This is a genomic window from Streptomyces sp. MGP-BFMKR1, from assembly GCF_057766585.1.
Genome location: NZ_CM173408.1, coordinates 8351223 through 8364941 on the forward strand (window position 1 = coordinate 8351223; position 13719 = coordinate 8364941).

The window sequence follows — 13719 nt, forward strand, 5'->3', positions numbered from 1 at the left end:
ACCGGGTGCGCTACCCCTCGGGGACCGCCTGGATGTCCAGCTCGACGCGAATGGTCGCCCCGACCACCGCGATGCCCCGCGAGAGCATGGTGCGCCAGTCGAGGGTGAAGTCCTCGCGGTGCAACTCGGCCGTCGCGCTGCACGCGGCCCGGGTCTCCCCGGCGATGCCGGTGCCAAGGCCCAGGTAGCGGGTGTCGAGCGCGACGCTGCGGCTGACGCCGTGCAGGTTCAGGGCGCCCTGGACGGACCAGCGGGACCCGCCGCGGTGCACGAAGCGCTCGCTGGCGAAGTACATGGAGGGGTAGGCGGCGACGTCGAGGAAGTCCGCCGAGCGCAGGTGGTCGTCGCGCTGGCGCACGTTGGTGTCGATGCTCGCGGTGTCGATGGCGACCTCCAGGCGGGAGTCCTCCATGCGCTCCCCGACCATCAGGGTTCCCTCGAACTGGTTGAACCGGCCGTGTACCGCGGCGAGCCCGATGTGCCGCGCGACGAAGCGCACCGCGCTGTGGTCGGGGTCGATGCGCCACGCACCGGGCGTCGGCAGCGACGGCTGCGGGGCGAGGTCCATGGCCACCGAGTCGACGGTGGTGCGCACGCCGTCGGCGGCCAGGCAGTCGCGGCGCACGGGCTGGTAGCCGTCGGAGGTGATGGAGAGGCCGTACGCGCCGGGCCGCACGGTCGTCGCGAAGCGGCCGTTGGGGTCGGTCTGGCCGCGTACGACCTCACGGCCCTCGGCGTCGCGAACGGAAACCTCGGCCCGGGGGAGCGGGAGTCGCACCGGGTCGAGCACCACGCATTCCAGCGACCCGGAGCCTGGTGGCAGGGGCGTGGCCTCCCTCCCCGTAACGCGGTGACGACGGCGTAGCAGGGCAAATGCCATTCCCATGGCCTCTCTGGAGCAGTAGGTGGTTGAAGGTGCGACCACCGCATTGTGTCATCAGAAAGGACAAGGTCAGGCAAGACCCCCGTCGCCATCGCAAACGGGACGGGGGTCATCGGCCGGCGGCACGCCCCGTGGCGGGCCGCCGCCCCGGGGGTGTCGCCAAGGCCATCGCGGCGCGTCCCGGGCCGGCCGCCTCCCGCCCGGGCTCACGCCGCCGCGTACCGTCCGGCCCACGCGCCCCACGGGCCGCGTCCCCGGTCGGCTGGGCCCGACGCGGGGCGTACGGACGTGGCCAGCCCCGCCCGTACGCCGCGCGCCGCCGGTCGGTGGGTCAGTCGCCGCGGAGCGCGCCGGCCAGCGCCGTCGCGGGGTCGGTGGCCGCGGGCCCGGCCGGGTACCACCGGCCGCCCTCCTCGCGGTACGGCCACCAGCGTCCGTCGCGGCCGTAGCGGAGCTGGGCCCGGCCGTCGTGCGCCGTCCACCGGTCGCCCTCGGCGCGCAACCGGGGTCGGCCCGCCTCGTCCTCCCACGCCCGGGCGAGCTGTGCGCCGGCGCGCGCCAGCGCCTCGGCGTCCGGCGTCCACCGCTCGTCGAGTACGGCCAGCGCGTCGCGCCCGCCGTACTCCCAGGCCCGCACGGCGCGGTCGAGGTCGGCGCCGTCCCGGCCGCAGCCCGCCGCGAGCCGGGCCATGACGCGCGGCCCCGGGGCGGACGCGGCCAGCCGCACCGCGTCCTGCCACACGGTCAGTTCCACGGGCGCGGGCGCGTCGGCGTGGCCCGGCGCGCACGCCTGCGTCAGCAGGTGCCGCGCGCGGACCGCGGCGTCGGCCGCCAGGAACTCCAGCGCCTCGGCGTCGGGGACGGGCACCCCGCCCGCCGGCGGGTCGGCCGGCGCCTCCTCGCCGCGCAACCGGGGTGGGCGGCCCGGCTGCGCCACCGGTGGTGGCGGCGCGGGCAGCGGGGCGACGGCCAGCGCCTCCGCGAACACCTCGCGCGCCGGGACCGTGCGCGGCGCCGGCGCGCTGCTCGCGCGCTGCGGAGCGTGTGCGGCGGCGCGCACGGCCGAGCGCGCCTGGAGGTCGTCGAGCAACTCCCGCTCGCCCCGCCCCCGCAGCAGTAGCAACACGAACGGGTCCTGGTCCAGCAGCCGGGCGAGCTGGTAGCACAGCGCGGCCGTGTGCGGGCAGTGGTCCCACGCCTCGCAGCCGCACTCGGGCTCCAGGTCGCCGATGCCGGGGAGCAGTTCCACGCCCGCCGCGGCGGCGTCCTCCACCAGGTGCGGCGGCATGTCGCGGTCGAGGAGCGCGGCGATGTGCCCCGCCCGGTCGGCGACCATGTCGAGGAACCGGTCCCACTCGCCCGGCGTCAGCTCCCGCAGCAACACGTCCGAGCGGTACGGCGTACGGTCCCTGCCCCGCACCACGGCGGTGATCCGACCGGGCCGGACGCTCACCGCGCCGACGGCGCCCTCCCTGGCCTGCTTGCGCCCCTTCTTGAGCTGCTGGTTGTCCAGCGCCGTGTCCTCAAGGGCCTTCAGCCACGCCAGGCCCCACCACGTCTGCGCGAAGCCCCGCCCGTGCGCGGGCGGCAGCGCCGCGAAGGTGCGCTCCACCGCCCCGCTCCCCGCCGACCGCTTCGGGCGCGTCTCGGTCTCGTCCCCGTAGGGGTCGTCCGCCGTCCCCTCGTACGCGTCCTCGCCAGCCCCGTCGTACAGCTCGTCCTCCTCGTGTCCGTCGTGTGCACCGTGGATCGCGCTCAGGTCGTCGGGGGACATCACATGGCCTCCCTCGTGCGCGCCGGGCGCAGCGCCACCAGCTCCGTCAACTCGGCGTCGGACAGCTCGGTCAGCGCCGACTCGCCGGACCCGAGCACGGCGTCCGCCAACTCGCGCTTGCGCTCCAACATGGCCGCGATCCGGTCCTCCACCGTGCCCTCGGCGATGATGCGGTGCACCTGCACCGGCTGGGTCTGGCCGATGCGGTACGCGCGGTCGGTGGCCTGGGCCTCGACCGCCGGGTTCCACCACCGGTCGTAGTGCACGACGTGTTCGGCCCGGGTGAGGTTCAGGCCGGTGCCGGCGGCCTTGAGGGAGAGCAGGAAGACCGGCACCCGCCCGTCCTGGAAGCGGCGCACCATCTCCTCGCGGCGGGTCACCGGCGTGCCGCCGTGCAGGAGTTGGGTGGGCACGCCCCGCGCGGCCAGGTGCCGTTCGAGGAGGCGGGCCATCACCACGTACTGCGTGAAGACCAGCACGCTGGCGCCCTCGGCCAGCACGGTGTCCAACAACTCGTCGAGCAGCTCCAGCTTGCCCGAGCGGCCCTCGATGACCGGGTCGTCCTCCCGCAGGAACTGCGCCGGGTGGTTGCACACCTGCTTGAGCGAGGTCAGCAGCTTGAGCACCAGGCCGCGGCGCGCGAGGGCGTCCGCGCCCGCGATCTCGGCCAGCGTCTCGCGCACCACCGCCTCGTAGAGCCCGGTCTGTTCCCTGGTCAGCGCCACGGCCCGGTCGGTCTCCGTCTTCGGCGGCAGCTCCGGCGCGATCCCGGGATCGGACTTGCGGCGGCGCAGCAGGAAGGGGCGGATGAGCCTGCCGAGGCGCTCGGCCGCCGCCGGGTCCCCGCCCTCCACCGCCTGTCCGTAGCGGGTGCGAAAGCGCGCCAGCGGCCCGAGGAGGCCGGGCGTGGTCCAGTCGAGGATCGCCCACAGCTCCGAGAGGTTGTTCTCCACCGGGGTGCCGGACAGCGCCACCCGCGCCTTCGCGCCGATGGTCCGCAGTTCCCGCGCGGTCGCCGCGTACGGGTTCTTGACGTGCTGCGCCTCGTCGGCGACGACCATGCCCCAGCCCACCTCGGCGAGCCGCGCGGCGTCGCGTCGCATGGTGCCGTAGGTGGTGAGGACGAAGGCGCCGTCCGGTACCGCGGCCAGGTCGCGCGCGGAGCCGTGGAAGCGGCGGACCGGGGTGCCGGGCGCGAAGGTGTTGATCTCCCGTTCCCAGTTGCCGAGCAGCGACGTCGGGCAGACCACGAGCGTGGGCCCGGCCGCCTCGGGCGCCGTCTGGCGGTGCAGGTGCAGGGCGATCAGCGTGATGGTCTTGCCGAGGCCCATGTCGTCGGCGAGGCAGCCGCCGAGCCCGAGCGAGGTCATCTGGTGCAGCCACGCCAACCCGCGCAACTGGTAGTCGCGGAGCGTGGCGGCGAGCGCGGCCGGCTGTGGCACCGGCTCGGCCAGCCCGTCGGCCGTCTCACCCTTCTCCCCGTGCGCGCTCGCCCCGAGCAGCCGGTCGCGCAGCGCCGCGAGCCAGCCCGTCGCCTCGACCTCCACCTCGGCGCCGGCGACCTCGGTCCGCCCGGTCAGCGCGGCGCCCAGCGCGGCGACCGGGGTGACCGTACGGTCCTTGCGCTCGCGGGCGCGGCGGACCACGGCCGGGTCGATGAGCACCCACTGGTCGCGCAGCCGCACCACCGGCCGGTTGGCCTCGGCGAGCCGGTCGAGTTCGGCGCGGGTCAGCTCCACGTCGCCGATCGCGAACCGCCAACTGAAGTCCAGCAGGGCGGACGCGGAGAGGAAGGTCGGCAGTCCGGAACCGTCCCGTCCGTACGCGTCGTCGGGTGGGCCGACCACGGCGCGGGCGGTCAGCTCGCGGGCCAGTTCCCGTGGCCAGTGCACGCGCACGCCCTCCGCCTCCAGCGCGGCCGTCGCCGGGCCGAGCAGCTCGCTCACCTCCTCGTCGGCCAGGTCGAGCGCGTCCGGCACGGCCGCGGAGAGCAGCGGCGCCAGCGGGGCCCAGGCCCGGGCCGCCCGGCGCAGCGTGAGCAGCGCGTCCATCCGCGCCCGTGGCCCCAACTCGGCGGCCAGCCGCGCGTCGCCGCCCCACACCTCGGCGGCGTCGGCCACCAGCGTGGGATCGGTGGCGCTGTGCAACTGGAGCACGGCGCGAAACCGCGCCCGAGCGCCGCTGTCGTCGGCAGCCGCGTCGGCGTCGCCGGCGGTCTCGGGCGCCAGTCCGTCCGAGACCTCGCGCGCCGTGAGCCCCAGGACCTCGACGCGCAGCGAGAGCCGTACCCCCGCGTCGTGCCCGGCGGCGATGCTGGCGGCCCATGCGCGCTGCTCGGGCAGGCGCACGGGCTCGGGCGCGGCGAAGGCGGGGCTGCCCGCGGCGAGCGCGGCGGCGGGGGAGCGCGGCAGCCCGTCGGCGACCGCGTCGAGGAAGGAGCGCAACAGGTGCTCGGGCTCGGCCAGCAGCAGGTCGCCCGGGTCCGCGTCGGGGGCGGCCTCGGGGGAGGGCTGCGGCGCCGCGTGGGCGGCCGGGGGCATGGCCGCGGCCAGTTCGCGCACGCGCAGCAGGTCCGCCTCGTCCAGCGGGCCGACCCGCCAGGCGTCGTGATCGGCGGCGCTGAGCCCGGGCAACAGCCGCCCGCGCGCGGCCAACTGGAGGGCCAACACCGCGGCGGCGCCCCAGAAGGCGGCCGCGGTATCGGTGCACGCGGCCCTGGCCCGGGTGAGCGCCGGCAGCGCGTCGCGTACGGGGAGTACCGTGGCGCGCACCGACAGGGCCGCCACCCCCGAGCCCTCCGCGACGAGGACGGTCAGCTCGTGCTCGGAGTCTGAGCCTGAGTCGGAGTCGGCATCGGAGCCGGGGTCCAGGGGAGCGCGGGAGGGGTCGTCCGGCTGCCAGAAGGCGATCTGGCCGGTACGCGCAGGGTCGCCGGGAAGGTAGACGGCCGAGCAGCGACCGAGCTGGGCGAGTTGCGGGAGCGCCAGGGAGCGGGCTGGGGCAGGTGGGGTCACAGGCTGCTGCATTCCTCAAATTTGACTAGTGAACGCCGATGGCGGCCGAGGATAGCGGACGCCGCACGCTCGCGGGCCGTCGCGCGCAGTGAGGAATCCCACGTCGCCCCGGCGCTCGTCCCGTGCCCTGGGAATTCGGTGCCGATTCCGCCCGGGCCTGCCGGGCGCACACCCCCTGGCGTGCACCGATGCCAACCTGCCGCCCCGTCGCGGGGTGCGGGGGGTGTTGCTAGCACCCCCTTGTGCTACGGGGCGTGGCCCCCGCACGGGCCGGGGGCGTCCGCCATGGCTATGTGCGGTCCGTAGCGCATACCTTCCTCAAGGTCAGACCCCGTACGGCATGCGGTCGCACGGGGATCGTCACAGTGCACCGGAGACGCCCATGCAACAGGCCACCGCCGAAGCCCCCCTCGCATCGCTCGGCGGTGCCCGCCCGCCCACCGCGGGCAGCGACTTCGCACCCCTGCTGCGCGAGGTGCGGGCGGCCGGCCTGCTGGAGCGGCGCACCGGCTGGTACGTGGTGGGGATAGGTCTCAACCTGCTGGCGCTGGCGGCCGTCGTGGCGGCGGTCGCGCTGGTGGGCGACTCGTGGTGGGTGGTGGCGCTCGCCGTGCCCGCGGCCGTCTTCTGGGCCCGCAGCGCCTTCGTCGGGCACGACGCCGGACACGCCCAGATCACCACCGACCGCCGCGTCAGCGCGGTGATCGGCCTCGTCCACGGCAACCTGTTCCTCGGCATGAGCCGGGCCTGGTGGAACGACAAGCACAACCGGCACCACGCCAACCCCAACCACATCGACAAGGACCCCGACGTCGCCGTCGGCGCCCTCGTGTGGACCCGGCACCAGGCCGCGCTCCGACAGGGCTTCACCCGCTGGCTCACCCGCCACCAGGCACGGCTGTTCTTCCCGATGCTGCTGCTGGAAGGGCTCAACCTCAAGGTCTCCGGCCTGCGCGACCTGCGCCGCCAGGCGCCGCGCGAGCGCGTCGTGGAGGCGTCACTGCTGGCCGCCCACTACCTCTGCTACGTCGGGTTCCTGCTGGCCGTGCTCTCCCCGGGCAAGGCAGCCGTCTTCGCCCTCGTCCACCACGCGCTCTTCGGCCTCTACCTGGGCATGGCCTTCGCCCCCGGCCACAAGGGCATGGACATGCCCGACCCGCAACACGACCGCTGGGGCCACCTCAAGCGCCAGGTCGTCACCTCGCGCAACATACGCGGCGGCCGGACCACCGACTGGCTGCTCGGCGGCCTGAACTACCAGATCGAGCACCACCTCTTCCCCAGCATGGCCCGCCCCCACCTGCCGCTCGCCCAGCCCCTGGTCAGGGCGCACTGCGCACGGCTCGGCCTGCCGTACACCGAGACCGGCCTCGTCGCCTCCTACGCCTGGGCCCTACGCCACATGCACGACGTCGGCGCCCCGCTCCGCTGACCCGTGGAACGTGCCGCGCTCCGCAACCGTTGACAGGATGGAGAGAGCGGCACACGCGCAGGAGGAGGCTAAGACGATGTCGAACCGTGCGAAGGTCGCCGTTGGTGGAGTGGTGGCGGGAGTGGTGCTGCTGTGGCTGCTCCCGAACTGGTTGGCGTTCCTGGTCATGATCGGTGTTCCGGTCGGCGCCTACCTCCTGCTCGACTCCTCACAGCGGACCCGGCTGCGCCGCGCCTCGCGCAAGCAACTGGGCCGCTGACCAGCGTCGCAGCCCCCGAACCCGGCCAACGCGGCATGGTTTCACGGGGCAACGAATGTCAGAATGCCGGGGCGAGCCACAGCCACGAGGAGAGGGGCGCCCCGGCATGGGTGCGACGGTGACAGCGGTGTGCAGTGACGACCGGCATGCGTTCAGCAAGCCGGTACGGGAGGAGATCACCCTGCTCGCCGGGCTGGGCGTGGAAGGCGACGCCCACCTCGGCGTCACGGTCCAGCACCGCTCCCGCGTCGCCCAGGACCCCACCCAGCCCAACCTGCGCCAGGTCCACCTGCTCCAGTCGGAGCTGTTCCCCGACCTGGCGGCGGCCGGCTTCACCGTGCGCCCGGGTGACCTCGGCGAGAACGTCACCACGAGCGGCGTCGACCTCCTCGGCCTGCCGGTGGGCACCCTGCTGCGCCTCGGCGCGACGGCCGTCGTCGAGGTGACGGGGCTGCGCAACCCGTGCCGGCAGATCGACGGCTTCTCGGACGGACTGCTGAAACGGGTCGTGGGCCGGGACGCGGACGGACAGATCGTCCGCAAGGCCGGCGTCATGAGCATCGTCCGCGAGGGCGGAGCGGTCCGCCCTGGCGACGCCATCCGCGTGGAACTCCCGGCCGGCCCGCACCGCCCCCTGGAACGCGTGTAGCGCCCTGGCCCGGGCGGCCCGCTCGGGCCGCCCCGAACCGGCCGGACGCCACGGCCCGGCGCCCATGGCGAGAGCGCGGCATACGCCGGGGGACGGATGACAGCGCCCACGCTGGCCGCCTCCGACGCGCGGCACGCCAAGGCCCGCCCGGAGCGCCGCGCCCGCGCACCAGGGCTGGCCGCGACGTGTGACGCCCTACGCCGAACGCATGGCCAAGGCGTCCAACGCGGCCAGCAGGCGGGGCAGCTCCGGGCCGCGCCCCACCGGAAGGACCTCGCCCGGTTCCTCGTCCAACAGGACGAACGCGATGTCGTCGGTCCTGGCCACCAGGCTCCAGCCCGGCCCGTCGGCGCGCAGGGTGCGCGCCTCGCCCGACGCGTACGCCGAGCGCACTCGCCCCGGCGGCGGGGGAGTGCGGAGGTAGCCACGGGCCTCGCGCAACACCCGCCGCACTCCGGCGTGACCCGGCGCGGTAACTCCGCCCTCCGCGCGCTCGGTGTGCGAAGACGGGGCGGCGGACGCGGCGTCGGCGGTGTCATCCGGGGCCGCGTCCGTGCCGGCCGCGTCGGTGGCCGCACCAGCATCACCGCCGGGCTGGACGAACGTGACGTCGTCGCCGATCTGCTCCCGCCACTCCGCCCACCGCAGCGCGATCTCGTCCGCGCCCAACCGCCGTTGCGCCGGCCCCCACCGCTCGCAGTCCGGTGGGCGAAGCGGCGAGCGGACCAGCCCGTCGGGGCCCGGCTCGGGCGCGGGGTCGTGCGGCGCCGGCACTCCCGGCGCAGCCACCGCGACCGCGAGCGGCCAGCCGGGCAGCGCGGTCACCACACTGCGCTCACCCGGCGTCAGGTCGTAGTCCATGCCGCAGTCCCAGGCCGCGAGCGCGCAGGCGACCAGCGACACGTCGTCGGTGACCACGGTCCAGCGCGCGCCCGCACCGTCCTGGCCGAGCACCAGACCGTAGCCGTCGGGCCGGGGCGCGAGTCCGAGGGCCTGACACACCTGCGGATAGTCGTCCCCGAGGACGCCCGGGAACCGCGCCGGAGTGAGCAGCACCGCGGTCAGCACGTACAGCGCCTCGTCGCTCGCCTCGTCCGTCGTGACCACCGCAGCCTCCCTGCCCCGCCGTTGCCTTGCGGGCGCACCCTAACCAGCGAGTAACCACGGAGTCGATACCTCTGACGCGACCCGTACGCGGCCCGGCTCACCTACTGGCCAACGGAGAGCGCTCCCATCGCGGAGGGCACCCCTCCACACCGCCCGCGTGGGCCTTTCCGCCCACCGGCGATTCCACCCCGTCCCTCGCATGGGCACCACACACACCGTTGATCCCGCCCGCATGGCGAGGCGCCCGACATACTGCGATCAGTGATGCCACTCTCCGCCACGAAACGAACCTTCGGCGCGGCCGACGGAACAATTCCGATCACCCACGCTCCTCGGCCGTACGGCTCTGCCGCATTCCCTCCAGCGCCCCTACAGTTGAAGCCCGGGCAGCCCGGACAGCACCCCTGTGGATCAGCGAAGGGAAGCCGGCGACATGCGGCGATACGACTGGCTACGAGAGATCCAGCGCCTCGATCCGGAGCGGGACTTCCTCCGCATCTACCGCATCACCGCGACACACGAGTTTCCCTGGGACTTCACCAGGGCGCTCGAACTGGCCCTTTTCCGTACCTATGCGGTGCCAAGCGTCGGTGGCCTGCTGGCGCGGACCGGGGAATTCACCGAACGCACCCAGAAGCGCTACGACGACACGGCGCTGTTGCTCGACGCGGTGCTGGAACACGGATTTGCCGACGCCCGGGGGCGCACGGCCATCAGGCGCATGAACCAGATGCACGGCTCGTACGACATCACCAACGACGACATGCGTTACGTGCTCAGCACCTTTGTCGTCGTACCCAAACGCTGGTTGGACGCGTACGGCTGGCGGAGCCTGTGCGAACACGAGAAGCAGGCGTCAGCGCGGTATTACCGCACCCTCGGCCGCCACATGGGCATCACGGAAATTCCCGCCACGTACGGGGAATTCGAGCGCTACCTCGACCAGTACGAGGCGGCTCACTTCGGCTGGGACGAAGGCGGCAGAAGCGTGGCCGACGCCACCCGCGAACTCATGGCCTCCTGGTATCCGCGGCCACTCGCGCCACTCGCGAGGGCGGCGAGCCTGGCCCTGCTCGACGCGCCGCTGCGACGCGCCTTCCGCTATCCGGACCCCGGGCCGCTGGCCACCGCGACCGTGCGGGGCGCGCTGCGGCTACGCGGCAGAGCGGTCCGGCTCCTGCCGCCGCGCCGCAAACCCCACTACGCCCGGCAGAACCCCCAGATCAAGGGCTACCCACTCGGCTACGTACTGGCCGAACTCGGCACTTTCCCCACCGGCCCAGGCACTCGCACGCCACGCTCCCGCACCGCGCGCCCCACCCTCACCCCCGGCTGCCCGGTGGGTCGCGCGACGCCCCCACCCCGTGCGGACCCGCGGCGCGACTAGAGCGGCCCCACCCTCGTGGCCGGGCTCAAGCCCGTACGTCAGCGGCAGGTCGACGCCGTCGCGCCCGGCCGCGCGTGCCACCTGATCCGCACCGCCTTCGCGCGTGGCGCGAGAGCCGGCACCAGCGACACCGTCTCTCACTCTCAACCGTAGGGTGAGAGTTCGCTCCTGCGGGCTGCCGTTCAACCCTTCCCTGACGCCGCTCGTGGCGTCGCCGCCTGGCGGGCCCAGGAGGCCGTGTCACTCACCCAGCGTGATGCTCCACGCGGCGCGAAGGCGGCGCCTCGCGGGCGGAGTGATGGGCAGTGGAAGCCGTGGCGAGGCAAATGTTCGCCCCCGGGCTGAACGACCGGTCGCCCGAACACCCTGATCCCTGGTCTGACGGCAGGTCACCTACGGGCCTCACGAGCGCGTCTTCTTTGCCGAGCGCCGAAGCGCCGGCCGGTGCGCGTGTCTGACGACGGGGGAGGCGTGCCACTGATCCGTCGCCATCTGCTCAACCGCGTCTTCATTGTGTGTCAGAGCGAGGACAAGGGCGGTCTAAAGCCAAGGCCGGGTTGCCGAGATGGCGGCGGTGAGCAAGGCTGGCACGGCAGTTACGGGGAATGCCGTACGGGGAGGCGAGGGCATGGCACTGACCAAGGGGCTCGACTGGCTGCTGGACGACCTGACCACGCGGATCGAGCACATCCGGCACGCCTTGGTGCTGTCCAACGACGGTCTGGTGACCGGTGCGAGCACGTCGCTCATCCGGGAGGACGCTGAGCACCTGGCCGCCGTGGCATCGGGTCTGCACAGTCTCGCCAAGGGCTCTGGCCATCATTTTCGGACAGGTCACGTCCGTCAGGTCATGGTCGAGTTCGAGGAGGGCGTGCTGTTCGTGACGGCGGCCGGCGACGGCAGTTGTCTGTGCGTGCTCAGCCACGAAGAGGCCGACGTGGGGCAGATCGCCTACGAGATGGGTCTTCTCGTCAATCGTGTGGGTGAGCATCTCGGCGTCGAGGTACGCCAGCAAAGCGGCGCCCCGGGCGGCGCCTGACCTTCCCGCCGCCGATCTCACGGAGGTTATCCACAGGCCCGCCGCGCGCGGCCTCTCCAGCGCTATGGTCGTCACTGTCAGTGATCGATCGATGGGGGAGAGGCATCATGACCGCACGGGCATGGGAGACGCGCACGACGGTGAGGGCGACCGTGTCGCTGGGCAGCGCGGCCAGAGAGCTGCGCTGCCCGCGGCGCGAGCTCGAGTTGGCCGTCCAGCTCGGTGTCATGCGCTCGGTGGGCCTCGGGGAGTTGGCGCCCTGGGGGCGGCCCGCTGCCAGTCGCGACCAGCGCGCCCCGGCCGTACCGGGCGCCTCGTGGCAACGGCGCGTGATCCGCTCGGAAGTCGAAAGACTCGCGGCGGACCCCTGCGCGCTGCGGGCGCTGCGCGGGCGACTGCGGCTGGTCGGCACGGCGCGGGCGGCCGAGCTGCTGGGTATCAGCCCAGGCCGGTTCACCCGGCTGGCGCGCGGCGGATGTGTCAGTCCCGCCCGTTTCTACGTCAACCGCTATCGGGCCGTCGTCTGGCTCTACCTGGCGGCGGAGCTGGCCGAGTTCGCGGCGAATGAGCCCGAGTTGAGCGCGGCACGCGTCCCCGAGCGACTGCGGGCCATGATGCGGACGGAGGCCGACTGGCGCGGGCGGAACTGGCGGGCGCGGCGGGTGGGGCAACTCCTCGCGCACAGCTCCGACCCGTGGAGCCGGGCCGCCGTCTCGGCCGCCGTGCTGAGTACCGACGCGCTGGCCGAGGTGGTGCCCGACCCCACCGAGCGGGCGTGTCTGCGGGAGCTCGACCCTCCGCTGAGCCCGGTGCGTGCGGTGGCTCCGGCGGTGTGCGCGGTGGTGGACGAGGTGGTGACGGCGGACGACCGCGAGGAGGTGATCTGGCATCAGATCGGCCTCCCCACGGCGCTGGAGGACGCTCGCCCGACCCCGCCGGCAGCGCCGCCCGCGACCGGCGAGGCAGCGGTCCTGGCCCCAGCGTCGGAGAGGCGAGCGCTGTCCGCGGCGCGCCCGGCCCCGGCGAGCATGCGAGCCAGCGTGGATCGTCGGAGCGAAGTCCGCCGGGCCGCCCCGTCGGGCCCCGCGACACCCGCGGGACCGCCCCCGGTGCGGCCGGGGACGGCGTGGGAGTTCCTGGCGCGCGCCGCTGCGGCCCGACGCGCCCGGGAGGCCGAGAGCCCTCGACGGGTGACGGCGCCGGCGGCGCGCGCGGCCGTCGGCACCCGGGAGCGGACGCCCGGCCCCCGCGGCCCGGTTGCGGCCCGGCGACGCCCCCGGGGCGTTGACCTCAGCTCTCGGCGGCCGACCGGCGGTGCGGGCGGAAGAGTCCCTCCTGCATGACCGATACCAACAGCGCGCCGCCGCGATGAAAGATCTGACCGCGGGCCAGGCCCCGCCCACCCGTCGCGATGGGCGACTCCTGCTGGTACAGGAACCACTCGTCCGCGCGGAAGGGCTGGTGGAACCACATCGCGTGATCCAGCGACGCCATGTCGAAACCCCGCGGGCCCCACAGCGGCTCCACGGGGATGCGCACCGCGTCCAGCAACGTCATGTCGCTCGCATACGTGAGGGCGCAGGTGTGCACCAGCGGGTCGTCCCCCAGCGGCCCCATCGCCCGCATCCACACCCCACTGCGCGGCTCCGCACCGGCAAGCTCGTCGGCGGTCCAGCGCAGCGGCTCGACATAGCGGATGTCGAACGCCTGCCGCTGTTCCATGCGCCGTAGCGCCTCGGGCAGCTCACCCAGGCGCTCGCGGATGGCGTCACCGAGCCTGGGCAACGACTCCGGCTCGGGCACGTCCGGCATCGGCACCTGATGCTCGAATCCCGGCTCCGGCTGATGGAAGGAGGCCGTCAAGTTGAAGATCGTCCGCCCCTGCTGGACGGCTACCACCCGACGCGTCGTGAAGGACCGTCCGTCGCGTACGCGCTCCACCTGGTACACGATGGGCACCCCGGGCGTGCCGGGCCGCAGGAAGTACGCGTGCAGCGAGTGCACCGGGCGCTTGCCGTCCGTGGTCCGCCCCGCCGCCACCAGGGCCTGGCCGGCGACCTGCCCGCCGAACACCCGCTGCAGCGACTCGTCGGGGCTGCGTCCCCGGAAGATGTTGGTCTCGATCCGCTCCAGGTCGAGTAGGTCGACCAGCCGCTCGGCGGGGTTGGGCATCGG

The 13719-nt window shown here is 74.0% G+C and carries 11 protein-coding genes; 6 read left to right on the plus strand and 5 right to left on the minus strand.

Annotation, left to right across the window (positions count from 1 at the left end):
* Positions 1-10 precede the first annotated feature (10 nt).
* From AC3CHW_RS33355 to AC3CHW_RS33365, 3 genes are all read right to left on the minus strand, one after another.
* Complete coding sequence (locus AC3CHW_RS33355) at positions 11-880, minus strand: YceI family protein (RefSeq protein WP_459247566.1); 870 nt, start codon at positions 878-880, stop codon at positions 11-13.
* 334 nt (positions 881-1214) lie between these two features.
* Positions 1215-2657 (minus strand): SWF or SNF family helicase, encoded by a 1443-nt coding sequence (locus AC3CHW_RS33360; RefSeq protein WP_488468979.1) that lies wholly within the window; start codon positions 2655-2657, stop codon positions 1215-1217.
* Positions 2657-5683: a DEAD/DEAH box helicase gene (locus AC3CHW_RS33365; protein ID WP_488468980.1), complete on the minus strand. Its 3027-nt coding sequence runs from the start codon at positions 5681-5683 to the stop codon at positions 2657-2659. The genes AC3CHW_RS33360 and AC3CHW_RS33365 overlap by 1 nt, the downstream gene beginning before the upstream one ends.
* Before the next feature lie 370 nt (positions 5684-6053).
* On the opposite strand from AC3CHW_RS33365, the gene AC3CHW_RS33370 reads away from it, so the two are divergent.
* From AC3CHW_RS33370 to AC3CHW_RS33380, 3 genes are all read left to right on the plus strand, one after another.
* The gene (locus AC3CHW_RS33370; protein ID WP_488468981.1) at positions 6054-7103 is read left to right on the plus strand and encodes an acyl-CoA desaturase; all 1050 of its coding nucleotides are present in this window, start codon (positions 6054-6056) and stop codon (positions 7101-7103) included.
* A 76-nt stretch (positions 7104-7179) separates the two neighbouring features.
* Positions 7180-7362 (plus strand): hypothetical protein, encoded by a 183-nt coding sequence (locus tag AC3CHW_RS33375; RefSeq protein ID WP_398609499.1) that lies wholly within the window; start codon positions 7180-7182, stop codon positions 7360-7362.
* A gap of 106 nt (positions 7363-7468) precedes the next feature.
* Positions 7469-8011 (plus strand): MOSC domain-containing protein, encoded by a 543-nt coding sequence (locus tag AC3CHW_RS33380; RefSeq protein ID WP_488468982.1) that lies wholly within the window; start codon positions 7469-7471, stop codon positions 8009-8011.
* A gap of 195 nt (positions 8012-8206) precedes the next feature.
* Here AC3CHW_RS33380 and AC3CHW_RS33385 read toward each other — a convergent pair whose 3' ends face one another.
* Positions 8207-9118 carry a hypothetical protein gene (locus tag AC3CHW_RS33385; RefSeq protein WP_488468983.1) on the minus strand — a complete coding sequence of 304 codons (912 nt, stop codon included), beginning with the start codon at positions 9116-9118 and terminating at the stop codon, positions 8207-8209.
* Positions 9119-9551: 433 nt separating this feature from the next.
* Between AC3CHW_RS33385 and AC3CHW_RS33390 the strand changes: the two genes are divergently transcribed.
* From AC3CHW_RS33390 to AC3CHW_RS33400, 3 genes are all read left to right on the plus strand, one after another.
* Positions 9552-10505 carry an oxygenase MpaB family protein gene (locus AC3CHW_RS33390; protein WP_488468984.1) on the plus strand — a complete coding sequence of 318 codons (954 nt, stop codon included), beginning with the start codon at positions 9552-9554 and terminating at the stop codon, positions 10503-10505.
* Between the two features lie 628 nt (positions 10506-11133).
* Positions 11134-11544, plus strand: a complete 411-nt coding sequence (locus tag AC3CHW_RS33395; protein WP_398609495.1) for a roadblock/LC7 domain-containing protein — start codon at positions 11134-11136, stop codon at positions 11542-11544.
* 107 nt (positions 11545-11651) lie between these two features.
* On the plus strand, positions 11652-12887 hold the full coding sequence (locus tag AC3CHW_RS33400) for a DUF6397 family protein (protein WP_488468985.1): 1236 nt from the start codon (positions 11652-11654) through the stop codon (positions 12885-12887).
* Here the strand turns inward: AC3CHW_RS33400 and AC3CHW_RS33405 are convergent.
* Positions 12835-13716, minus strand: a complete 882-nt coding sequence (locus AC3CHW_RS33405; RefSeq protein WP_488468986.1) for an acyl-CoA thioesterase — start codon at positions 13714-13716, stop codon at positions 12835-12837. The two genes, AC3CHW_RS33400 and AC3CHW_RS33405, sit on opposite strands and share 53 nt — an antisense overlap.
* Positions 13717-13719 lie beyond the last annotated feature (3 nt).